Genomic DNA, 20692 nt, shown 5'->3' with positions numbered 1-20692 from the left:
GTGCAGATCCTGTGCTTGGGCGGCGAGCACCGCGACGCCTTCGTCGCGGTAGCGGTACGCGGTCGCCCGGGAGATCCCGAAACCGGCGCCCAACAGTGTCAGGTCTTCCTGCTTACGGAACCAGACGAGCACGAGCAACGCCTGATAGAAACAGGTCAGAGCGCGTGTCTTCTTCCGGGTGCCACGGGCGCGGCGGTCGGCGTACAACAACCGCGCCACGTACTGCACCAGTTCCCTCGGGACGTCGACCATGGCACGATAAGCCAGCACGTGGAGCCCTCTCGAAGACGTGATCTTGTCGCAAAGACCTGTCTACCGATGGCTCCACGTCTACATCCAGGACCGTCCGGTATTACCGATTCACCCGTGTCATGCCGAATCAGCAGCCGTTCCTTGCTGAGATCAGTTCAGTGGTCGCGGTACGTGGGTTTGACGAGCAGGACGTTGCCCGTCGGGTCGGTGATGAGTGCCGCAGCGGCAGCGTAGGAGGAAGCCAGGTTGGCGTACCAGATGGCAGGCTCCGTCCAGGTCACCTCGATGAGGCTAACGGACATGCCTAGTCGCGCTTTCGCTCGACATGGCGCTTGGTGTAGGCCAAGCGGCAGTGGCACACGGCCGCGCAGCGTCACCACTTCGATGCTCTGCGGTGTACCGTGCGCGGGTAGAGGCTCAGCACCGCAATTCAGTCCTCTACCTGGGGGTGGCCGTGGGCATGGTCGGCAAGCCGGACACCGTCGGGGCCAGAATCCGGTACTGGCGTATGCGCCGTGGCGGCATGAGCCAGGCCGTCCTAGCCGGGCTTGCTGGCGTGACTCAGTCCTACATTTCGCAGGTGGAGTCGGGTCGGAAGACTATCGACCGGCGGTCCACTCTGGTCGCTCTCGCTGCCGCGCTTCAGGTCACGGTGGCTGACCTGCTCGGCCAGGGCACCGAGTCCGGTGATCCGGCCCGTGAGAGTGCCGCCGAGTGTGTGCCGGCGATCTGGTCGGCCCTGATCGAGATCGAGGACGGGGAACGCCGCCCGTCAACCTACACGGCCGGGCGCCTGGCGGCCGAGATCGCCCGCGCCGATCAACTCCGCAACGCGTGCAACTACTCCGCGATGGCGCGGATGCTTCCGGGTCTGCTGCTCGAAGCCGCCGCCGCGGGCGGCACGACGCTCGCTCAGGTTGCCTACCTGGCCTCCACCTGCATCCGGCACCTCGGCTACCGCCATCTGGCCCTCAACGCCGCCCGCATATCCGTGTCGGCTGCCGAAGACGTCGAGGACCCAGCGTGGATCGGTGCATCCCGCTTCGTCTACGCCCAGAGCCTCCCGATCGAGTCCGCACGGTTGGCAGCCAGGACCGCTGATCGCTCGCTGGTGGAGCTTCAGGGGGACGCCGGCGACGTGCGGGTGCGGCAGATCCTGGGTCAGCTTCACCTCATGGCCGCGCTGGCCTCGACCGTGGACGGGCACCCGGACGTTGCGCGTGACCACCTTTCCGAGGCCGCACGCGAGGCAGCGAGCCTGGGAGCCCCGGAGGACGGCGGCGGCTTCAACGGTTGTTGCTTCGGGCCGACGAACGTTGGGCTCTGGAAAATGTCCATCGCTGCGGAACAGGGCGAGTCCAGCAAGGTGATTGAGCTGTCCCGGACGATCCGGCCACAGGTGCTCAAGGCCGCGAATCGCCAACTGTCCTACTGGCTCGACATCGGGCGAGCGCTCGCGGACAGCGGTCGCCGAGATGCCGAAGCCCTCGCCGCGTTCGTGCAGGCCGAGCACGCGGCACCGATTCCGTTCGCCATCAACCCGCTCGCCCGCGATGCCGTGGTGTCCCTCGCTCAGCGTGCCCAGCGCCGGGCCATCCCCGACGACTTGCGCCTGCTCGCCGGTCGTATCGGCATCAACCTGGCCGCATAACTGCCAGTAATCGCCGCCGCATCACCAATCCGCCCTACTGTCTGGTTCGGGACGTGAGCGCGTCCTGACGGTCCGGCGCGGCAATGCTCGATCCCGAGCTACCCGCCTGGGCCGCCATCGGAGGAGGCGGGGATGAGCCGACGAGAGAACAACAGTGAGGCGGCCGAGCAGGAGGCTGCCAAGCAGCGCATCCTGGCTCAGGCCGAGGCGGAACGCGTACCCGTGGACGACACGACCCGTGCGGTCCCGGACCGGCGGTGGCGGCGTGAGCAGCGATGACCTCCCCATCGGACGGCGCGTGGCCGGCTGGCGGGTGCGTCGGTCGATGACGCAGCAGATGCTGGCTGATCGCCTGCGCCGGTCGAAGAGCTGGGTCGACAAGATCGAGCGCGGCGTTCGCCCCCTGGACCGGTACTCGGTCATCCAGGAGCTGTCCCGCGTCCTGCGAGTCGACCCGGAGGTGCTACTCGGTCAGCCGCCCAGCACCCTGAGCAGCACTCCACCCGGAGTGGACGACATCCGCGCAGCGCTCGCCCGCTACGATAATCCGCAGGCTCCACCGCAGACCGGTGAGCTGAGACGGCAGGTCGGGCATGCCTGGTTGTCGTACCAGCACGCGCACTACCCGGAGCTGCTGCGCGTGCTGCCGGGCCTGCTCGACGCCGCCCAGGGTGCACAATCGCCCGAGGTGCTGGTGCAGGCGTACCGGATCACTGCTCTGCTGCTGGTCAAGCTCGGCGAGGCCGACCTCGCCTGGCTGGCCGCCGACCGGGCGATGGGCGCTGCCGGCGACGATCCCGCCCTCGCGGCGACGGCCGCCGTCTCGGTCGGGCAGGCGCTGCGCGCGTCGGGCCGCGACCGTCTGGCACTGGCCGCGACGCTCGCCGCCGCGAACCGCGTCCGGCCGCAGCGGTCGGCGGGGGAGTGGGCCGTGGGCGGCACGCTGCTGGTCCAGGCCGCGCTCGCCGCCGCCGGCTGCGGCGAGTACCACCGCGCCGGCGAGCTGACCGAGCGGGCCGCGGGCGTCGCCACAAACCTTCGGGGGTACGACGATCAGCACCGCACCAGCTTCGGCCCGGTCGCCGTCGAGCTGGTACGGGTGCTGCTGGCGGCCGCGCGGGACAATTCGGTGGAGGCGCTACGACGGCACTCGATCGTGGTGCGGCGGGAGGGCTGGCGGTGGTTGCCGGCCGAGTATCGGGGCGCGTACCTGCTCGACGCCGCGCGGGTGTACGTGCACGCCGGGGACCTGCGCGGGGCGGCGCGGGCGCTGGTCGACGCGGACAGTGTCGCGCCGGCCGAGGTTCGGGGGCGGCCTCTGGCGCGTACCCTCATCGCCGATTGTGCGCGGGCGCGGCCGGCGCCGGCCGGCGTGGCGCGACTGGCGACGCTGGTCGGCCTCACCCGCTGATCAGCCAGTCGGTGGACTGGGATCGACAAGCGTCGTGGCTGCCCCGCAACCCCTTGCGTGGCGGGCATATCCTCTCGGCCATGGCTCAGTACCGCAATCCCACTGGTGTCTCGGCGCTGCGGGCTGCACTGACGGCAATCATGTGCGGGATCCTGGTGACCGGTCTCGGCGTCACCATCGTTTGGGATCATCGAGGTTGGCCGGGGGAGGTCTACACCAGCGCCACGCTGATCAGCTCATCTGAGACGCCACCACGCGCGAGTCGCCATGGCACGTACTACGAATTCCAGTACGCCGTACCCGATGGACGGCAGGTGCTCCTCCGGGAGTTGGTTACCCGCAGCGGCTCCCCCAACCGGGACGGTGACTCCGTCACGGTCCTCTACTCGCCGGATTCCCCGGAGCGGGGCCGGCTGTGGGTGTCCCGAGGCGGGGCGGAGTATCTGGTCGCGCTCGGCGGGATAGCGCTCGTGTTCGTCGGGCTCTGGGGCGTCATCCATGAGCTTCGCCAACGGCGCCGCCGAAGGCACGCGGCGGCCCCCGCGTAGTTGACGCGACGCTCACCGCCGCGAACCGCGTGCCTGCCGCCAGCAGCGTTGGCAGCTCAATGCTGGGATCTTGAGTTGGTGGTCTTGTCGTACCGGGCCCCTACGGTGTGCCGATGACGCGATTCGTGCAGCAGCCCGACTACGAGGGTGCCCAGTTCATCGACCTGTCAATGGCCAGCGCAACCTTCCGCGAGGTGGATCTCAGCGGCGCCCGGATGCGTGGCGTGCTGCTGTTGGACGCCGACATCGACGGGGCGATCGACGGCCTGCGCGTCAACGGCGTGGAGGTCATGCCATTGATCGAGGCCGAGCTGGATCGCCTGCACCCCGAACGGCTTCGACTGCAGCCAACCACACCCGAGACGATGCGCGATGCGGTGGATGTCATCGAGGAGCTGTGGCAGGCGACGCTGCGACGCGCAAGCGTGCTGCCAGAGGAAGCCGTCCACCGATCAGTGAACGACGAATGGTCGCTCGCCCAAACCCTGCGCCACACGATCTTCGTCATGGACGCCTGGTATGGCCACGCGTCGGCCCTTCGCCCGAAGCCGTTCCATCCGATCGGCGTACCCGCATCGTTCACCACCAACGGCACCGAGTTCGGCATCGACGAGTCGGCCGCGCCCAGCCTTGGCGAAATCCTCGCCGTGCGCGCCGAGCGGATCGCCGATCTGCGCGCATATCTGGCGCAGGTCACGCAGGAGGAGCTGGACCGCGTGCGGGGGCCGAACACCGCGATCGGCTGCCCGCCGCCCGCCGAACGTACGGCGGTCAAGTGCCTGCACGTCATCTTCAGCGACCAGTGGGCGCACGTGCAGTTCGCCGACCGCGACCTGGCCATCCTGGAACAGGAGTATGCGTGATGCTCCGGGCTCGGAGACGATTTGGACCCGGTGCATTCGCTTGCCCGGGTGCAGCCGGCGCCGGCCGGCGTGGCGCGACTGGCGACGCTCGTTGGCCTCGCCCGTTGAGAACGCGCGGCGACGGAATCAGCCAGGATCGATAGTCTGCTCTCCGTGACGGGCTGTGAGGCCGTCGACACCGCCGGAGGTGCGCGCAGTGGGCAGATGGTTCAACCGCAGCCGTAAACGCGACGACGAGCCACCGCGCGAACCGACGCCGTCCGGCCCGGTCATCGAGATCACCGTCACCCATGACGGCCGTTCGACCACCCAGACGATCGGCGGTCCGACGGCCTTCGGGTTGCAGTACCGCGCCTTGCACGAGCAGTACGGCGGTGCCGACCCGCGGACGTTGGAGGCGGGGTCCGGCTATGCCCAGGAGTTGATGCGCCACAACGAGGTCGCCGATGCCGTGGCCGTCTATCAGGAGGTCGTCGGGTTGCGCAGCTCGGCGCTCGGGTCGGAGCATCCCGACACCTTGCGCAGCAAGCACAGCCTGGCCTTCGCGCTCTGGCAGCTCGGCTCGCCCGCCGAGGCGGAACGGGTGCAACGGGACGTCTACGAGGCGCGCCGCCGGGTGCTGGGCGACGCGGACGCCGAGACCTTGCGCAGCGGCAACAACCTCGGCTGGTTGCTGATCGAGTTGCGTCGGATGGACGAGGCCGAGGCGCTGCTGCGGCGGGTCTCCGACGGTATGGCGCGGACGCTGGGCAGGGACGACGCCGACACCCTGGCCTGCCAGATGAAACTGGCCGGCCTTGCGCACCTACAGGGCAACAGCGAGCAGGCCGAGCGGGCCCTACGGGACGTGGTCCGGCGGATGACCAGGACGTTTGGGCCCACCAGCCCGGTGACGCTCCAGGCGCGCAGCAACCTGCTGGTCGTCCTGCTCGACTCCGGCCGGGCGGCCGAGGCGGTCGACCCGGCTCGGGCGCTCGCCGACGCCGCCGGGCGCGCGCTCAGCACCACCGACGGCGTGTCTCTGCATGCCCGGCACTCCCTGGCCAGAGCGCTCGCCGGGGCGGGGCGGCCGGCCGAGGCGATCCGCTTGCTGGCCGACACGCTGCCGGACAGTGAGCGGGGCCGGGGCGTCGACCATCCCGGAACCCTGGAGATGCGGACGCTCTTCGCCCAACTGCTCATCGAGGCGGGTGACCCGCGGGCGGGCAGTGTCGCGCGCGCCGCGCTGGCCGGGTGCGAACGCGTGCACGGCCCGGGTCACCCCGACACGGAAAAGGCCCGGGCGCTGGTCCGGCGCACCCGCTGACAACGGCGGGTCGCGGTCAGCCCCCGGTGTGGATGTGCGCCGCCCACAGCGTCGGCGCCAGCGGGTAGCGGTCCCGCAGCCCACGCACCGCCGAGTGCAGCGCGTACGCCGCCGACCCGGTCGCGTCGCCGTGCTCGTAGAAGGCGGTGGTCAGGGCGAGGGAGACCGCGTCGTCGACCTCCCACAGGGTGCCGATGACATGCCGAAACCCGGCGAGCTGAAAGGCGCCGGTGATGTGCAGCGACTCGTCGACGAGGGTCGGCGGAGCCTGGGCGGTCGCGCAGGCCGACAGGAAGGCGAACTCCGCGTCCAGGTCGAGCCGGGACACGTCGGCCACGGTGAGCGGGCTGTCCTGATGGTCGTGCAGGAGCAGCCGGCCCTGCGCCGCGTCGTTCGGGTCGGCCACGGCGTGGCACGCGAAGTGCGCGTAGGCCGAATCGGCCAACCGGTCCAGGACCTGCTGCCGGGTGGCCGTCGCGTCCAGCCCCGTCCACGCTCCGGGCAGCGCCCGCGCCGCCGACGCCGCCTCACGTTCGGCGCTGGGCAGCACCCCCGGGCCGCCGGGAGTGGCGCGCATCGCCACGACGCAGGACCGGGCGTCGGGCCGGGACTCGCGTGCCCCGGTGCGTTTGCGGGCGAGCGCGGTCACGGTCGGGGTGTAGGAGGAGACCACCCGGTCGAGGGCGGACCCGGCGGCGCCGGCCTGCGCGGCGTGCAGGGGAAAGAACGCCAGCGGACCGACCGGGCACCACCAGACGCGCGGCAGCTCGCCGCCCGCTCCGGGCGCGTCGATCCGGTCCAGCACCGGCCCGACGAGGGCAGACCACAACCATTCGAGTACGCCGGTGAGCACCGACTGGGCGCGCAGGCGGCTCCGCGCGTCCGCCGCCGGATCGGACGCCGTGGTGGTGGCCTCCTGGAGCAGCCGCAGCTGCGTCATCGCCTCGGTCAGCGACAGATCGGGCAGCGGCAGCACCGTCACGCGGTGCCGGTGCAGGATCAGCGCGTCGCAGCGCAACTCGCTCGCGATCGGCACGATCACGGTCCCGTCGACCTGGTCGAGCAGTTGCCGGGCGGTGGGCGGGCGCAGGAAGTCGCCCAGGCCGGGCAGCTCCCGGATCGTCGTCAGCAGCACGTTCCACTCGGTCTCCCGATCCCGACCGAAGGTGGTGGGCCGGGGCGATTCGGGGGCGGGCGCTTCGAAGTCCTGGCGCATCCGCTGGAAGTCGGCCGCCAGACGCCCGTCGGCGCGTTGGAGCGCCGCCCACTCGCCGTCCGCCGTCAACCGTTGGTGCAGCAGCAGGCCCCGGCCACGCTCCAGCAGCTCCAAGGCCCGCTCCGGCTGCCCCGCGCCGACCGCGCAGGAGGCGGCAGTCGCCGCCAGCCCGGCCGTCGAGCCGAGGTCGGCGTACTGGTCGTGCCGGGTACGCCCCCGGGAGGCCAACCGGGGCAGCAGCGTGATGGCCTCGTCGAAGGCGTCCGTCGCCTCCTCCCACCGGTTCAGCGCGGTCAGCGAGTAGGCCGCCTTGTCGAAGGCCTGGATCCGGACCGGCACGGCGCCGGACTCGATGCGGCCGGCGGCGAGCGCCCGTTCGGCGGCCTCGGTCAGGAGGTCGGGTTCGCCGGTACGCAGGTAGGTCGCCCGCAACGCCTGGGCGATGGACAACCCGGTCTCGACACGCTGCGGATCGCGCGCGGGCAGAGACTCCAGCGCCTTGCGCAGCAGGACGAGCGACTCTTCCAGGTAGGCGGGCTCCCCGGTGGCGTCGTAGAGCAGCCGCAGGCTGTAGCCCAACTGGTCCAGGTACAACGCGTGGTTGGCCTCGCCGCGTACGGACAGCGCGAGCGCCCGTCGCAGCAGACCTATCGCGATCTCCAGGGCGGAGACGTCGCCCGTCAGCTGGTGCGTCTTCATGCCGACGGTGGACAGGCTGGCGAGCGCCCTCCGATGGTGCGGATGCCGCTCTCCGACGGTGCTCAGCGCGCCGGCGAACTCCTCCCACGCCTGGCCGAGCAGCTCGGCACGGCCGGTGCGGTCGACAAGGGTGAGCAGCGTCTGCCCGAGCAGGAACCGCGCGTCGATGCTCTGCGGGGAGTGGTCCCGCAGCACCGCGACGGCCCGTTCGACATCAGCGGTGTGGGTGGTCCCGGCCGCCCTGGCCAGCAGGCACCGGGCTCGCAGCATGACGATCTGGTCCTGGTTGGGCCCGACAGTGTCCACCGAGGACAGCAGGTCCAGCGCCTCGTCGACGTAGTCCTCCACGCCGGTGAGCTGGAAGGCGCGTAACAGCGCCTCCGCGTGGATGCCCCGCAACGCGGGTCGGTGCTCCTCGCTGATCCAGTTCTCGGCCATGCTGGCGATGGACGTGAGCCGGTAGAGCGTGTCGACCGAGCCGTCGAAGTCGTGCCGGACCCGATAGACCTGGCACTTCTTGAGCATCAGCACCGCGCTGTTGCCGAGGTCGGCCGAGGCGTCCTCCGCGAACTGCAGATACTGCTCGGCGACGTCCAGGAGCTGCGGCTCACTCTCGATCCGGGCCCTGGCCAGCAGCACATCGGTGTACGTGACCAGCGCGAGGACACCGTGCGTCGTACCCAACTCCCCGGCCAGAAAGGAGTCGGCCATCGTGCGGATCGCGGCCTCCAGCACGACGGTGGCCTCGATCAGGTCCTGCCGCGCCCGGTCCGCGTGGTAGCGGTCGAGCAGCGCGGCCCCCAGCTCCACCTGTGCCTCGGCCCAGCGCCGGTCGCCGCGCCGCTGGCCGGCCGCGACACGACGCCAGTCGTTCACGGCGTCCCTTGCGAAGCGACCCACCGGCGTACCTCCCCGTCGCGGTTGCTCCCCAGCCTGCCAGCCGTGCGCCACATCGACAGGAGATAATCAGCCGATGAGCCAATCGGCGCCGGACAGGCGACTCGACGACGACCGGGCGGCTCGACTGGCCCGGGTCTGCGCGGACATCGCGCAGGTGGGCGACCTGCTCGGGCCGGAACCGGCCCGGTCCCTGACGCGGCTGCGGGATCGGTCCCTGTCCGACCAGGGCGTGGACGCGGTGCTGGCCGAGGTGACCGAGTTGATGCGCGTCGGTGGCCTGGTCGGTGGTGACACAGTCGTCCGGGGAGATCGTTACCTGCCGTTGGCCGGCATCCACGGCCGCCGCCCGGAAGTGGTCCAGGTGTGCCCCGCCGACCTGTGCGACCGGGTCGAGATCCCCCGGCCGGACGCCGACCCGTCGCCGCACTGCGCCGTGTGGGACTGCCCACTACCGATGTTCCGGATGGACCGGTGAACGCGCTCATCGCCTCGCTCGGCGGCAAGCTGGCAGAGCGCTGGCTCGCCGGACTGGCGCTGCCCGGTGTGGTGTTCGTGGCGATGGTCGCCGTCGCGGTACGACTCGGCCACGCCCACTGGTGGGACCTGCGGCTGCTGCGGCAGGAGGTGGACCGCCTCGCCCTCGGAGCACCGGCCCGGAGCACCGGGTCCGCGCTGCTGATCGTCCTCGGTGTCGTGCTGGGCGGTGTCGTCGCCGCGATGGCCGCCCAGAGCCTGGAGCGCCTGGTCGTGGCCCTGTGGACCCAGCACTGGGGTTGGGCCGGCGACGCCGTGACCCGCCGGCGGCGGCGCCGGTGGAACGCCGCCATGGACCGGTACGAGAACGCCCTGCGGGACAAGGCACGCCGGTTGCGGTCTGCCGACGACGACGCCGGACCGCTACCGGACACCCAGGCGCTCGCCCGCGCCTGCGACCGTATCGCGTTGACCGAGCCGGACCGCCCGACCTGGATCGGTGACCGGATGCAGGCCACGGCGGTACGGGTGCGGGCCCGTTACGGCCTAGACCTGGCCGCCGCCTGGCCCCGGCTGTGGTTACTGCTGCCCGAGGAGACCAGGGGGCCGCTCGCCCTCGCGCAGGCCGACTTCGCCGCCGCCGCCCGACGGGTGGGCTGGGGACTGCTGTATCTGGCGCTCGGACTGCTGTGGTGGCCCGCGGCGATCGTCGGCCTCGGCCTGTGCGTGGTGGGCTGGCGACAGGGCCGCAGCACCGTGTCCGTGCTGGCCGACCTGGTGGAGGCGGTGGTCGACCTGCACGTACGCACCCTCGGCGCCGCGCTGGGACATCCCACCGACGGCACCTTCGGCACGGCCGACGGAGAGGCCGTGACCCTCCTGCTTCGCAAGGACCGGTGGCTCCCGGAAGTTCGCCGCGTCGGCCCCGGCGGCGTCGTCAGATAGTCGCGAGGCCGCCGGGCCGGCGCCGGCGTCCGAGGTGCTGAAGTTCGCTGTTCCGAGCGCGTACTGCGACACGCGCAGTCCGGTCAGGCGGCCAAAGGTCTGGTAGCGCATGGCGGGCTACTGAGTTCCGGTGCGAGGAGGTACGCTCTCGACAGTAGCAAGAAAACGAGGGGTCACTCTTTATGCCCAGGGTCAGTCAAGCCCATCTCGACTCTCGCCGCCAGCAGATCGTGGACGCCGCCCGCGCCCGATTCGCCAGCCACGGCTTCGCCCACACGTCGATGGCCGACATCGTCTCCGAGTCAGGGCTCTCCAACGGAGCCATCTACCGGTACTTCACGAGCAAGGACGAGATCGTCGTCGCGGTCTGCGAGCAGGGGACCGACGCGCTGCCGAGGGCGCTCACCGCCGAGGCGGTGGGGGGTTTCCTTCAGCATGTGCGTACCCAGGCCCGGGACGCCCACCACGCCCGGTTGGTCGCTCAGATCTACGCCGAGGCGGCGGTGTCGCCGCTGCTGGCGGCCGTTGTGCAGAGACAGCTCTCCGCCATGCGGGCCGCGATCGCCGAGCTGGTGCCCGACCGTCAGCGCCCGCGAGCCGGACAAATCGCCGAAGCGTTCGTGGCTCTGTCCGTCAGTTATAGCCTGCAACTGGCGGTCCGCGGCGACGTGGACCCCGCACCCTACGCCGCGGCGTTGATGGCGATCATCAACGACTAGGCGGGCCCGATGCGCCTCGATCGCTCCCGGCCCGCGAACGATCGTCCGGCGTCCGGACGGCGGCGCCCAGCCCTGGTGATCATGAAGTTGTTGCCTCGACACGCCGATGACAGTGGCAATAACTTCATGATCACCGCGCCGGGGAGTGCCGGACGGCGGCCTTGCTGAGATGGCCGAGTAAAAGAGTGAAACGTCATTTTGGGTGTTAGGGTCGATCTGCGTCCCGTCCTCTGGAGGAGCCTTGCCGGTAGCTCACATCGCCGCGATCAACCTGGATTGCCCCGACCCGGCCGACCTGGCCCGCTTCTGGGCCGCCATGCTCGACGGTGAGGTCGCGGTCCAGACACCGGACTTCTGTGCGGTCAAGGCGGGGCCGCTGTTCCTCGGCGCCGTTCGCGTCGACGACTACCGGCCGCCGACCTGGCCCTCAGGCGAGCGGTCGCAGCAGATCCACTTCGACCTGGCCGCCGATGACCCCGCCAGCCTCGACGACGCTGAGGCCCGGGCGATCGAACTCGGAGCCGTCAAAGAAGAGCAGCAGTTCGCGCCGGACCGCTTCCGCGTCCTGCGCGACCCGGCCGGCCATCCCTTCTGCCTACGCCGCTGACCGGGCGACGCTGGTCGCGCTGACCGTTCACGACCACCGTTCGCATTCGGCGACGAGGCGTGGGTCGGTGCGCACCCAGACCTCGCCCCCGGCGGCCTGGGCCGGGGCGTCGACCCGTTCGAGGCCGAGGAATTCGATCAGTGGAAGCAGGGCGGCCCGCTCGGCGCGGTCGTCGTCGACGTCGTGCGCGTCGAAGAAGACGTAGTACTGGTCGCTGGGGTCGACGTAGCCCGAGTCCGCCCAGATCCGGGCGACCTCTCCGAGCGCCGCCGCTTCCGTCGTGGTCGTGGCGGCGCGGGCGGTGCCGCGGGTCTCCGGTGCTGCGGCGAGGTCGGCGAGGTCGGCGAACCACTGGCCGAAGTGGTCGAGGCCGCGATAGCCGTTCTCGAAGAACAGCATCGCGCTCGGGAGATAGCGGTTGGGCCGGTCGACCCGCAGGTGTGCCGACCGGGGCGGGTCCGCCTCCTCGATCCGGGAGATCACCCCGAGGTGGGGCATGAGCACCAGAGTCTGCCGCGCCGGTTCGTCCCTGATCGTGTACGTGTCGGACTCGCGGCCCCGGAAGAACGCGGAGAACGCCACGTAGGCCTCCTGCGGGTCACCCACCGAGACCTGGTGCGCGGTGCCGTCACCGACGGTGAAGACGAACTGCTTCGGTCCGGGGCGGTACGGGCGGGCCATGTGCGTCCTTCGGTCACGGGCGAGAGGCCCGTCAGCCTATCGGGGGTCGGGTTTCCGCGAACGTGAGATCCGGGCATGTATCCCGACGCTGCTGGAAGGGGAGAGACAGCAATGTTGGTAGCCGGATATCTCGGCGCGGTGCTCATCGGCGCCCTCGTCGGCCTGCTCGGCCGGCTCATCCTGCCGGGGAGGCAGCGGATCGGCATCTTCGCCACGTTCGTTCTCGGCGTCGGCTCGGCGGTGCTGGGCACCGTGGTCGCCCGGGCCCTGCACGTCGACGACGACGCCGGCGTGAAGGTGTGGGTGCTGCGCTGGGACTGGATCGTGCTTGCGATCCAGGTCGGCCTCGCGATCGTCGCCGTGGCGCTGGCCAACATGCTGACCTTCACCCGGCTTGCCGGCGGCGACGACACCCCTCGTCGGCGGCCCCGGCGTACCAAAGCCAAGCGCGAGTCGTGATCGGGCCTGCGGCCGCGTGAGGGCGCAGCAGGTGCGCGAGCACGGGTGAGTGCCCGTCACCCGGCGACGGCAGTTTCATTCAGCGGGCGCACTGCGTTCCGACGCCGCGACCGGTGGCAGGTGGCGGGCGAGTTCGGTACGCAGGACGCCGATCCCGGGCCGGACCAGACCGACGTTGACCGTGTAGACCGGCTGACCGGCACGGATCCGTGGACGAAGCGTCGTGGCGGGCGGTGCGACCGCTCCCGGGCGCAGCGCCACCTGGAGGACGGCGAACGGGCCCGGACGGCGAATCGTCGCCGACTGGATCGTCTGCCACGGGAGGAAGGCCGATCGCCCCTTCTCGACGAGCCCCAGTGCCGGGCCGGTGACGTCGACCGATGACCAGGTCTTCCGGTGAAACAGAACCGTGAAGACGCTGAAGCCGACGGCGTAGATGACACCTGTGACAGCGAGGTTCGTGTAGTCGGCTGCCAACCGTCCAGCGATGAGTGCCAGCACAGCCTGGACGAGAACCCAGGCCAACAGACCCATCAGCAGCATGAACACGAACGTGAGGCGGGCCGACGTGCGGAATGTCGTCCTGTCGTTCTCGTCCACGATGGTCCCTCCGTCGACCGTGCCGTCGACTGTAGGACAGCTCCCGCACCCCCGATGTCCCGCACGTGCCGTTGCGGGGCATCACGGACGGTGTTGCCTCGCTAGGCTCCGCGTTCATGCGTACCCTTCGGACAGTCCGTGCCCTCGCGGCGGTCACCGGCGTGACCACGATGCTCCTGATGCCCGTGCCCGCCTCGGCGGCCGAGGTCGGGGCGCTCGCACTGGTCGACGTGGCACCCGACGGCACTCCCGGCAACGGCGGTGTCGGTGGCTCCGACATCTCCGACGACGGCCGGTACGTCGCCTTCGCCTCCACCTCGTACAACCTCGTCCCGGGCGACACCAACGACAGCGCGGACGTCTTCGTCCGCGACACGGAGACCGGCGTTACCACCCTGGTCAGCGGCGGCCTGAACGGTCAGCCGGCCAACGACGGGATCGAGTACACGGCGGCCATCTCCGGCAACGGCCGGTACGTGGTCTTCACGTCGTACGCGTCGAACCTCGTGCCCGGCGACACCAACAACGAACGTGACGTCTTCGTGCACGACCGCCAGACCGGTTCCACCACTCGGGTCAGCACGTTCGCGGGTGGCCGGGAGATCCGGGGCAGCAGCAGCGGTGCCACCATCTCCGACAACGGTCGTTTCACCACCTTCATCGTCACCTCCTACAGCGGCGACCTGGACGACCAGGGTCGCTGGCTCTACGGGCAGGTGGTGTACCTGCACGACTCGGTGCTCGGCAGGACCACCCGGGTCAGCCTGCAGGCCGACGGCGGCTCGGATCTCCCGGCGTACGAGGCCGTCGTGTCGGGCAACGGACGGCGGGTGGTGTTCAGCGGGTCCGGCGACTGGATCGGCGACGGCGGGACGAGCACCGGCATCTTCGTGCACGACCTCTCGTCCGGCGTGACCGTCCGGGCCAACCTGCCCAGCACCGAGGGCGGGTTCCCCGGCGGGGTGAACCCGAGCATCAGCAAGGACGGCACGAAGGTGTCGTGGGAGTCGTACGAGCCGTTCGTGGCGGCGGACACCAACACGACCAGTGACATCTACGTCCGTGACCTGATCGCCGACACCACCGTCCTGGTCAGCGCCAACCGCGCAGGCACGGGCGCGGGCAACAGCCACAGCATCTCCGGCCAACTGGCCGCTGGCGGTCGTTTTGTGTCGTTCTACTCCCAAGCCTCCGACCTCGCCCCACGCGACGGCAACGGCAGCTACAGCGACGTCTTCGTGCGCGACCTCAACACCGGCCGGACGACGGCGGTGAGCACCACCGCCGCCGGGGCGACCGGTAACGGCGAGAGCTTCGACGGAGTCACCTCGGCCAACGGAAGCCGGATCGTCTTCATCTCCACCGCGACGGACCTGGGCGTGAACCCGGGCGACGGTCGTACCCACCTTTTCGTGCGCTGCCTGCGCAACTGCTGACCGGCGGGGCTCGCTGCCCGGGTTCGCGGCGGTGCCTGGCCGGCACAGTACGAAGGGACCACTCGCCCGAGTGGTCCCTTCGCTGGTCGTTGGGTAGTGGCTAGACTTCAGGTTGGCAATTCACCTGCGTTCTGCTGCGGCGGGCGCAGCCTCGGGAGGGTGTTGCAGCACCCTCTCGAGGGGGCCGTCCCGCGGGACGGCGGCTACTCGCAGAAGACCCGCACGGTGGCATCGGGGGAGTCCACCTCCACGGTCATGTCGTCGAGGTGCTCGACGAGCGCCTCCAACTGCTCGGGCTTGAGCTGCGTCAGGTCGATCGGCACACCCGAGTCGCTGAGCGATGCGTTGGCCTTGACCAGCGCCTGCGGCGGCACCAGCGCCGCCAGCCGTACGCCGGCCCGCAGCAGTTGCAGCGGCACCCGCACGTTGACCCGCGACGGCTCGCCGTTGTCGGTGGCGTCCACCACCACCCGCAGGTACTTCACCTTTCCCTTTGGCCGGGCGTCGGAACCTGCCACCGCCGGTGCCTGGTCCCGTTCGAGGGCGGCGATGAGCTGCTCCGCTTCCTCGGCCGTGATCTTGCCGGCGGCCAGCATATCGAGGATGTCCTTGCGTTGTTCGGTCATCGAACCTCTCCTATCGGATGGCCACGAGCACGGCCAGGCGGCCCTGCTCGATGTCGAAGCGGGCGCCGGGCAGCGCGGAGACGACGCGCCAGCCGGCACCGAGCGCCCGCATCACACGGATGCGGAACACGAGGCAGGCCACGATCGCCGCGAGAACGACCAGGACCAGAACCGGAAGGAGTACGAGCGCCACGGGGAGCACCGGAACCCAGAGACGGACGGGTCGGCGGGCCGGGCGATTGACCCTGACGGTCACCAGCTGGGGCATCATGAGCGGCCGTCCAACTCGGCCAGCGCCTGCTGTGCGGTGATCTCACCGCGGCGCAACCGGTCGATGATGTCGGCCCGGGACGGCGCGGGATCGGTCTCGACGAAGTCGAGCATCTGCGTGATCCGGTTGAGCCGTGACTTGATCGTCGGGTAGCTCACGCCGAAGATGCGTTCCATCTCCTTGATCGAACCGTGGCAGCGCACGAACGCCGTGACGAAGACCTGGTCCTCGACGTTGAGCTGCGCCAGTTGCGGTAGCTCGAACGCGCCCTCGATCGCGACGCCGTTGCTGGCGAGGCGCACTCGCTCGACGACGAACGGCTGCCCCCGCGTCAGGCTGGTCAGTTCCTGCCAGTCCATCGCCTGCTCTGTCATGCTTAAAGTTGTAGCTTAAGAATCCTAAACTTCCAAGAGTCGGAACTTAATTTTATTGATTTAGGGTGGTCTCAGCGTGGAAAGGTGCCCGGCGCTGCGAACACCCCGATGGAGCTGACCGTCGCGCGGCCCACCATGGAGGTCTGTGTCTGACCTACGTGTCGTCCTACGACGGGGATGGCTCATCGGTAAGTTCAGGGCATCGCCATCCGGCCGAGGAGGAACACCGTCGTGGCGTCGATGACGTCGTCGAAGTGCCCACCGTCGCCGGGGTAGTGGAATCCGTGCTCGGCTTCCTCGTACTCGAGGAGGGCGCACTCGTTGCCGGCTCGCGCCATCGCGTCGCGGAAGCGCCGCGCGCAGTCGATCGGCTCGACCTCGTCGCGGGTGCCGTGGTGGATCTGCGTCGGCGGATTGCCCGGCCGGACCCACCCGATCAGCGAATACTCGATCAACCTGCCCGCGTCGAGGCCAACCTGCCGTTCCAGGCGGCGCTGCGCGTCGGGCGTGCGGACGCCCAGGTTGAGTCCCGCCGGGTTCAGGGCCACCACGGCCGCGACACCGGGCTCCGGTGCCGCGCGGGACGGCGTCAGGGCCGCCAGCATCGCCAGGTGAGCGCCGGCCGAGCTGCCACCCGAGGCCAGCTGCGACGCCGCGAGCCCACGCGACGCCGCCAGTCGGCCGAACTGCGCGACCGCGCGCCGCACGTCGGCGAGGCAGTCGTCGATGCTTGTCGCGCCGTGACCGAGCAGCCGGTACGCGGCCGACACCGCGAGGATCCCCCGCGACGCCAGTGCCCGGCAGTGCGGCGCGAGCCCGTCGGGTGATCCGCCGCGCAGCGCGCCGCCATGGAACAGGACGATGCCAGCGCGCGCCGGTACGCCGTCGCCGGGCTCGAAGACCAACAGGGGCAGCTCACTGCCATCGGCGGCCTGGTACGAGGTCGAGGAGGTACGACAGGTCCCCGGCATGACGGCATCCGATCTCGACCGCGTGCCCTAGGCGTCCGCGATGGCCTTGAGCGCCGTGTCGAGTGCCTGCTCGGCCGGCACGGGTACGTCGGGGACCACTCCGACGCCCTCCCAGTTGGTCCCGGTGACGCTGTTGATGGTTCGGGCGGTCGGGACGGTCACCAGGATGTGTTCGGTGACCGCGTGGCGGGCCGTCGGATGGGCGCCGCCCCGTGTCGTCTCACCGACGACGACGGCTCGACCGTGCGCCTGGAGGGTGTAGGCGACGTCCTCGCCCCCGGAGAACGTCGTCGCGCTGGTGAGCACGAAGACCGGGCGGTCCAGGTAGCGCGGCGCGGGAAGGTGCGCGACGGTCCAGAACTGGCGGGTGGCGCCGGTGGAACGCTCGTAGAAGTCGTTGAGGTGCACCTGGTCGTCGCGGAAGAAGTAGCTGCACCACATCGCGGCTCCCTCCGGCGCTCCGCCGGAGCACGCGCGCAGGTCCAGGATGAGTGCCGAGCTGAGGGCGACCAGTTGCATGGCCGCACCGATCACGCTGGCCCCCTCGTCGGCGTACGCGATGCGCCGCACGTCGATGAGCCCGACCTTGCCGTCCACCTGCTCGACCCGGCGGAGGCCCTGGTTCTCCGTCCGGAGCAGCGCGAGAAACGCCGCCCTGCCCCCGTCCTCGTCCGCTGGATCCAGCGACTGCGGCTGGTCCGACCACAGCAGCCGCAGATGCCTGTCCGGGCACGCCTGCTGAAGGTGGGCGGTCACCGTCTCGCAGAGCGCCGGTCCGTCCAGGTTGTCGTACTCACCCGCCGCGAGACGACGCCGGATCGTGGCGTCGATGTCCGGGACCTTCGCCGGAAAGACGTACCCGGCCTCGACCCGATCCAGGGCCCGTCCGATGATCTCTTCGTTTGACAGCACGGCGGGCCACGATAGACCGGACGAAGCCCCAGCACCATCGAATATCGCGCGGCTCAGCCCCGGAACGCCCGGGGTGGGTCGGAGTCAGGCGCGCGGCAGGACGCCCACGAGCTGCGTGATGATCGCGATGCGCAGGGCTGTTTGCGGGTCGATGTGGTAGACCGCGAGCGTGGGCTCGGACTCGTAGACGGCGAGCAGGCTCGGCGGCGGCGTGCTGTAGGCGGAGAGCGCCCCCGCCACGATAAGGACCTGAAGGCAGAACAGGTCGGCGCGGTCGCCGACCTCGGGCAGGTGTCGCTGGATGAGGCCGGCCATCGCCGCGAGGTTGGCCAGCGAGGCTCGCTTGTGCCGGCGGGCCGCCTCGACCGAGACGTTGTGTTCGAGCACCCCGCCCTGCGCGCCGAAGAGATCACAGAGCACCGTCTCGGTGGCCAGCGACCGGCTGAGCACGTCGGCCACCTGCTCGGCCCGCTCCGACGCGGATCGGCTCGGCTCGACGCCCCGGGCCAACTCCTGCTCCAGCTCGGCCAGCCAGGTCGTCGTCCGGTCGTCGAGGAGGTCGAGCAGCACCGCCTCGCGGGACTCGAAATAGCGCAGCACCGCCGTCTTGGCCAGGCCGACCCGCCGGCTCAGCTCGTTGAGGGTCACGTCGGCCACCGGCATCTCGTCGAGCATCGCCGAGGTCGTCTCCAGGATCGCCTGGCGACGGGCCGCACGCTGCTCCTCGCTGCGCGCCCGCTGGAACGTCATGCGTCAACCCTAACTTAGGTACCGCCGGTCCCTTGACAGTGTACCGGCGGTACATTAACGTTTCGGGCATAACTTACCGGCGGTACCTTAGGAGCCTGAGATGAAGTGGACCGAGCAGCAGATTCCGCGCCAGCACGGCCGGGTGGCCGTGGTCACCGGCGCCAACACCGGCCTGGGCTTCGAGACCGCCCGGCTCCTCGCCGAACGCGGGGCCTCGGTCGTGCTGGCCGTACGCGACACCGAGAAGGGCAAGCGCGCCGCCGCCCGGATGAGTGGCGACGTCTCCGTACAGGAACTGGATCTGACCTCGCTGGAGTCTGTACGCGCCGCCGCGGCCGGGCTGCACGCCACCCACCCGCGGATCGACCTGCTCATCAACAATGCCGGCGTCATGTACACGCCGAAGCAGACCACCCGCGACGGCTTCGAGATGCAGTTCGGCACCAACCACCTGGGTCACTTCGCGTTCACCGGCCTGCTGCTCGATCTGCTGCTGCCGGTGCCCGGGTCCCGGGTGGTCACGGTCAGCAGCGTCGGCCACCGGATCCGTGCCGCGATCCACTTCGACGACCTGCAGTGGGAGCGGTCGTACAGCCGGGTCGCCGCCTACGGCCAGTCGAAGCTCGCCAACCTGATGTTCACCTACGAACTGCAGCGCCGGCTCGCCCCACACGGCACCACCGTCGCGGTGGCCGCGCACCCGGGCCTCTCCGACACCGAACTGGTCCGCAACTCCCCGGCGCTCGTCCGCGCGCCGATCACCCTGCTCGCCCCGGTGATCACCCAGCCCGCCGCGGCAGGCGCGCTGCCGACCCTGCGCGCCGCGACCGATCCGTCCGTCCTCGGCGGGCAGTACTACGGCCCCGATGGCCTCGGTGAGACGCGCGGCCACCCGAAGCTGGTCGCGTCCAGCCCCGACTCCCACGACGTGACCGTGCAGCAGCGCCTGTGGGCCGTCTCGGAAGACCTCACCGGCGTGCGGTTCCCGGTCGGTCCGGCAGCCGCCGCGGCGTGACCGTGCCCGCGAGGCAGGTGATCCGGTAGCGGCGCCGCCGTTACCGGACACTGTCGTCGCCTACCGGGCCTGGTGGCGCGAGGTCGAGCGCACCAGCCCCGCCACCGTGCCGCCCACGAGGTCAGCGGGGCGCGACGCTCAGCCCACGGCCGACCTGCCAGGAAGCGGCGGGCCAGGCCGTGATGAAGCCGGCGATCAGCCCGATCTGCCCGGCGAACCAGAACGTGGGGCTGTCGGGCCGCAGGGGTGGCTCCGGAAAGACCATGTGGTGCGCCAACGTCAGCCATACGAACAGCGCCGCCTCGAACGCGGTGATGGTCACCAGTTCCACCTTCACGACGGTCGTCAGCGCGCGCCAGACCTGCGCGAGGCCGCGACGGGGGTCCTCGAAGAGCCGGAAGAGAACAGCGATCGTCACCGCTGCCAGATAGTCGCCCGCGTAGCCGATCCACAGCGCGCTGCGGGGGAGATCGAATCCGTACAGGGCGACCTCGGCGAAGACGAAGCCGAGAGCGCAGTGCGCGCCACAACGGGACACCTGAGTCACGATGATGCCCCGGTGGGGCCGATCCGTCCGCGGCGAAGGCGTGAGCGCCTCGGGCCGGCCCCAGTTCCAGTAGAGGCGGACGGCCGCCGGGCCGACGTAGAGGACGGTCACCAGCCAGACGATCTCCATGACCCTGGCCGGCTGACGGTGCCCGTACAGATAGGTGTCGGCGAGGACGACCGCGACGCTGACGACGCCGACGGCGAGCGAGGCCCAGGAGATCGCCACGAGCCAGGTCGGCTGCATTCTCGCCCCCTTCCACCCGCCGCCTCGTGCCTGGCGCGGCCGAACGTGAAGGGGCTGGTGTCGACGGCCGAGGGCAGCCAACAGTCTGTCACGCCGTCCTCGTGCACTCCGGCAGGTCGAAAGTTTCCGCCGGCATCTCTAGATGATCGATTCCAAGGGGTCAGTGGTCGTAGGCGGTCAGGGATCGCATGACCGGTTGGCCGGTGTGCCAGT

At 70.3% G+C, this 20692-nt stretch carries 25 protein-coding genes; 13 read left to right on the top strand and 12 right to left on the bottom strand.

The genetic code is table 11. The features are described from left to right. Positions 1 to 252, bottom strand: a 252-nt coding sequence (locus ACLQ25_RS30620) for a transposase family protein (protein WP_425734214.1), incomplete at its 3' end; no start/stop codon positions are given. Positions 253 to 407: 155 nt separating this feature from the next. Further along, positions 408 to 533, bottom strand: a complete 126-nt coding sequence (locus ACLQ25_RS30615) for a hypothetical protein (RefSeq protein ID WP_425734213.1) — start codon at positions 531 to 533, stop codon at positions 408 to 410. A gap of 179 nt (positions 534 to 712) precedes the next feature. Here ACLQ25_RS30615 and ACLQ25_RS30610 point away from each other — a divergent pair, with 179 nt between their 5' ends. From ACLQ25_RS30610 to ACLQ25_RS30585, 6 genes are all read left to right on the top strand, one after another. Further along, positions 713 to 1903, top strand: coding sequence for a helix-turn-helix domain-containing protein (locus tag ACLQ25_RS30610; protein WP_425734212.1), 1191 nt, complete (start codon positions 713 to 715; stop codon positions 1901 to 1903). A gap of 132 nt (positions 1904 to 2035) precedes the next feature. Next, a complete protein-coding gene (locus tag ACLQ25_RS30605; RefSeq protein WP_425734211.1) occupies positions 2036 to 2182 on the top strand; it encodes a hypothetical protein in 147 nt (48 codons plus the stop codon). Continuing rightward, positions 2169 to 3314 (top strand): helix-turn-helix domain-containing protein, encoded by a 1146-nt coding sequence (locus ACLQ25_RS30600; protein WP_425734210.1) that lies wholly within the window; start codon positions 2169 to 2171, stop codon positions 3312 to 3314. The genes ACLQ25_RS30605 and ACLQ25_RS30600 overlap by 14 nt, the downstream gene beginning before the upstream one ends. Before the next feature lie 80 nt (positions 3315 to 3394). Further along, positions 3395 to 3862 (top strand): DUF3592 domain-containing protein, encoded by a 468-nt coding sequence (locus ACLQ25_RS30595; protein ID WP_425734209.1) that lies wholly within the window; start codon positions 3395 to 3397, stop codon positions 3860 to 3862. 113 nt (positions 3863 to 3975) lie between these two features. Beyond that, a complete protein-coding gene (locus ACLQ25_RS30590) occupies positions 3976 to 4725 on the top strand; it encodes a DinB family protein (RefSeq protein ID WP_425734208.1) in 750 nt (249 codons plus the stop codon). A gap of 196 nt (positions 4726 to 4921) precedes the next feature. Beyond that, positions 4922 to 6031 (top strand): tetratricopeptide repeat protein, encoded by a 1110-nt coding sequence (locus ACLQ25_RS30585; RefSeq protein ID WP_425734207.1) that lies wholly within the window; start codon positions 4922 to 4924, stop codon positions 6029 to 6031. 16 nt (positions 6032 to 6047) lie between these two features. Here ACLQ25_RS30585 and ACLQ25_RS30580 read toward each other — a convergent pair whose 3' ends face one another. Beyond that, positions 6048 to 8846 (bottom strand): CHAT domain-containing protein, encoded by a 2799-nt coding sequence (locus tag ACLQ25_RS30580; RefSeq protein ID WP_425734206.1) that lies wholly within the window; start codon positions 8844 to 8846, stop codon positions 6048 to 6050. A 73-nt stretch (positions 8847 to 8919) separates the two neighbouring features. Between ACLQ25_RS30580 and ACLQ25_RS30575 the strand changes: the two genes are divergently transcribed. The 4 genes from ACLQ25_RS30575 to ACLQ25_RS30560 all read left to right on the top strand — a co-directional run bounded on the left by ACLQ25_RS30575 (position 8920) and on the right by ACLQ25_RS30560 (position 11591). After that, on the top strand, positions 8920 to 9321 hold the full coding sequence (locus ACLQ25_RS30575; RefSeq protein WP_425734205.1) for a hypothetical protein: 402 nt from the start codon (positions 8920 to 8922) through the stop codon (positions 9319 to 9321). Beyond that, positions 9318 to 10265: a hypothetical protein gene (locus tag ACLQ25_RS30570; RefSeq protein ID WP_425734204.1), complete on the top strand. Its 948-nt coding sequence runs from the start codon at positions 9318 to 9320 to the stop codon at positions 10263 to 10265. The genes ACLQ25_RS30575 and ACLQ25_RS30570 overlap by 4 nt, the downstream gene beginning before the upstream one ends. Positions 10266 to 10447: 182 nt before the next feature. Beyond that, positions 10448 to 10984 carry a TetR/AcrR family transcriptional regulator gene (locus tag ACLQ25_RS30565; RefSeq protein ID WP_425734203.1) on the top strand — a complete coding sequence of 179 codons (537 nt, stop codon included), beginning with the start codon at positions 10448 to 10450 and terminating at the stop codon, positions 10982 to 10984. A gap of 241 nt (positions 10985 to 11225) precedes the next feature. Next, positions 11226 to 11591, top strand: a complete 366-nt coding sequence (locus ACLQ25_RS30560) for a VOC family protein (RefSeq protein WP_425734202.1) — start codon at positions 11226 to 11228, stop codon at positions 11589 to 11591. Between the two features lie 27 nt (positions 11592 to 11618). Here the strand turns inward: ACLQ25_RS30560 and ACLQ25_RS30555 are convergent, their stop codons facing one another. Continuing rightward, complete coding sequence (locus ACLQ25_RS30555; RefSeq protein WP_425734201.1) at positions 11619 to 12272, bottom strand: hypothetical protein; 654 nt, start codon at positions 12270 to 12272, stop codon at positions 11619 to 11621. Positions 12273 to 12383: 111 nt separating this feature from the next. On the opposite strand from ACLQ25_RS30555, the gene ACLQ25_RS30550 reads away from it, so the two are divergent. Then, complete coding sequence (locus ACLQ25_RS30550; protein ID WP_425734200.1) at positions 12384 to 12731, top strand: GlsB/YeaQ/YmgE family stress response membrane protein; 348 nt, start codon at positions 12384 to 12386, stop codon at positions 12729 to 12731. 75 nt (positions 12732 to 12806) lie between these two features. Here the strand turns inward: ACLQ25_RS30550 and ACLQ25_RS30545 are convergent, their stop codons facing one another. Next, complete coding sequence (locus ACLQ25_RS30545; RefSeq protein WP_425734199.1) at positions 12807 to 13331, bottom strand: hypothetical protein; 525 nt, start codon at positions 13329 to 13331, stop codon at positions 12807 to 12809. A gap of 116 nt (positions 13332 to 13447) precedes the next feature. Between ACLQ25_RS30545 and ACLQ25_RS30540 the strand changes: the two genes are divergently transcribed. Beyond that, complete coding sequence (locus tag ACLQ25_RS30540; RefSeq protein ID WP_425734198.1) at positions 13448 to 14767, top strand: hypothetical protein; 1320 nt, start codon at positions 13448 to 13450, stop codon at positions 14765 to 14767. Positions 14768 to 14970: 203 nt separating this feature from the next. Here the strand turns inward: ACLQ25_RS30540 and ACLQ25_RS30535 are convergent, their stop codons facing one another. The 6 genes from ACLQ25_RS30535 to ACLQ25_RS30510 all read right to left on the bottom strand — a co-directional run bounded on the left by ACLQ25_RS30535 (position 14971) and on the right by ACLQ25_RS30510 (position 18671). Then, positions 14971 to 15393 carry an SHOCT-like domain-containing protein gene (locus tag ACLQ25_RS30535; protein WP_425734197.1) on the bottom strand — a complete coding sequence of 141 codons (423 nt, stop codon included), beginning with the start codon at positions 15391 to 15393 and terminating at the stop codon, positions 14971 to 14973. 10 nt (positions 15394 to 15403) lie between these two features. Continuing rightward, positions 15404 to 15586, bottom strand: a complete 183-nt coding sequence (locus ACLQ25_RS30530) for a hypothetical protein (RefSeq protein ID WP_425734196.1) — start codon at positions 15584 to 15586, stop codon at positions 15404 to 15406. A gap of 74 nt (positions 15587 to 15660) precedes the next feature. Then, positions 15661 to 16038: a DUF2089 domain-containing protein gene (locus ACLQ25_RS30525; RefSeq protein ID WP_357175568.1), complete on the bottom strand. Its 378-nt coding sequence runs from the start codon at positions 16036 to 16038 to the stop codon at positions 15661 to 15663. A gap of 194 nt (positions 16039 to 16232) precedes the next feature. After that, the gene (locus ACLQ25_RS30520; protein ID WP_425734195.1) at positions 16233 to 17009 is read right to left on the bottom strand and encodes an alpha/beta hydrolase; all 777 of its coding nucleotides are present in this window, start codon (positions 17007 to 17009) and stop codon (positions 16233 to 16235) included. Positions 17010 to 17036: 27 nt separating this feature from the next. Further along, complete coding sequence (locus ACLQ25_RS30515) at positions 17037 to 17921, bottom strand: S41 family peptidase (protein WP_425734194.1); 885 nt, start codon at positions 17919 to 17921, stop codon at positions 17037 to 17039. Between the two features lie 84 nt (positions 17922 to 18005). Then, positions 18006 to 18671, bottom strand: a complete 666-nt coding sequence (locus ACLQ25_RS30510; protein ID WP_425734193.1) for a TetR family transcriptional regulator — start codon at positions 18669 to 18671, stop codon at positions 18006 to 18008. Positions 18672 to 18771: 100 nt separating this feature from the next. Here ACLQ25_RS30510 and ACLQ25_RS30505 point away from each other — a divergent pair, with 100 nt between their 5' ends. Continuing rightward, entirely contained in the window at positions 18772 to 19686 is a 915-nt protein-coding gene (locus ACLQ25_RS30505) for an SDR family NAD(P)-dependent oxidoreductase (protein WP_425734192.1), read from the top strand. A 121-nt stretch (positions 19687 to 19807) separates the two neighbouring features. Here ACLQ25_RS30505 and ACLQ25_RS30500 read toward each other — a convergent pair whose 3' ends face one another. Continuing rightward, positions 19808 to 20479 (bottom strand): DUF4396 domain-containing protein, encoded by a 672-nt coding sequence (locus tag ACLQ25_RS30500; protein ID WP_425734191.1) that lies wholly within the window; start codon positions 20477 to 20479, stop codon positions 19808 to 19810. Between the last annotated feature and the right edge of the window lie 213 nt (positions 20480 to 20692).

This window comes from Micromonospora sp. DT44 (genome assembly GCF_049841635.1).
Taxonomy (GTDB): domain Bacteria; phylum Actinomycetota; class Actinomycetes; order Mycobacteriales; family Micromonosporaceae; genus Micromonospora.
The sequence above is the reverse complement of the archived record's forward strand: the minus strand, read 5'-3'. Positions and strand labels throughout refer to the sequence as shown.

Bases quoted from the DNA above. Each gene is read 5' to 3' on its own strand.
- ACLQ25_RS30610 (WP_425734212.1), top strand. From the start codon at position 713: ATGGTCGGCAAGCCGGACACCGTCGGGGCCAGAATCCGGTACTGGCGT.
- ACLQ25_RS30605 (WP_425734211.1), top strand. From the start codon at position 2,036: ATGAGCCGACGAGAGAACAACAGTGAGGCGGCCGAGCAGGAGGCTGCC.
- ACLQ25_RS30595 (WP_425734209.1), top strand. From the start codon at position 3,395: ATGGCTCAGTACCGCAATCCCACTGGTGTCTCGGCGCTGCGGGCTGCA.
- ACLQ25_RS30590 (WP_425734208.1), top strand. From the start codon at position 3,976: ATGACGCGATTCGTGCAGCAGCCCGACTACGAGGGTGCCCAGTTCATC.
- ACLQ25_RS30575 (WP_425734205.1), top strand. From the start codon at position 8,920: ATGAGCCAATCGGCGCCGGACAGGCGACTCGACGACGACCGGGCGGCT.
- ACLQ25_RS30565 (WP_425734203.1), top strand. From the start codon at position 10,448: ATGCCCAGGGTCAGTCAAGCCCATCTCGACTCTCGCCGCCAGCAGATC.
- ACLQ25_RS30555 (WP_425734201.1), bottom strand. From the start codon at position 12,272: ATGGCCCGCCCGTACCGCCCCGGACCGAAGCAGTTCGTCTTCACCGTC.
- ACLQ25_RS30550 (WP_425734200.1), top strand. From the start codon at position 12,384: ATGTTGGTAGCCGGATATCTCGGCGCGGTGCTCATCGGCGCCCTCGTC.
- ACLQ25_RS30540 (WP_425734198.1), top strand. From the start codon at position 13,448: ATGCGTACCCTTCGGACAGTCCGTGCCCTCGCGGCGGTCACCGGCGTG.
- ACLQ25_RS30535 (WP_425734197.1), bottom strand. From the start codon at position 15,393: ATGACCGAACAACGCAAGGACATCCTCGATATGCTGGCCGCCGGCAAG.
- ACLQ25_RS30525 (WP_357175568.1), bottom strand. From the start codon at position 16,038: ATGACAGAGCAGGCGATGGACTGGCAGGAACTGACCAGCCTGACGCGG.
- ACLQ25_RS30520 (WP_425734195.1), bottom strand. From the start codon at position 17,009: ATGCCGGGGACCTGTCGTACCTCCTCGACCTCGTACCAGGCCGCCGAT.
- ACLQ25_RS30510 (WP_425734193.1), bottom strand. From the start codon at position 18,671: ATGACGTTCCAGCGGGCGCGCAGCGAGGAGCAGCGTGCGGCCCGTCGC.
- ACLQ25_RS30505 (WP_425734192.1), top strand. From the start codon at position 18,772: ATGAAGTGGACCGAGCAGCAGATTCCGCGCCAGCACGGCCGGGTGGCC.
- ACLQ25_RS30500 (WP_425734191.1), bottom strand. From the start codon at position 20,479: ATGCAGCCGACCTGGCTCGTGGCGATCTCCTGGGCCTCGCTCGCCGTC.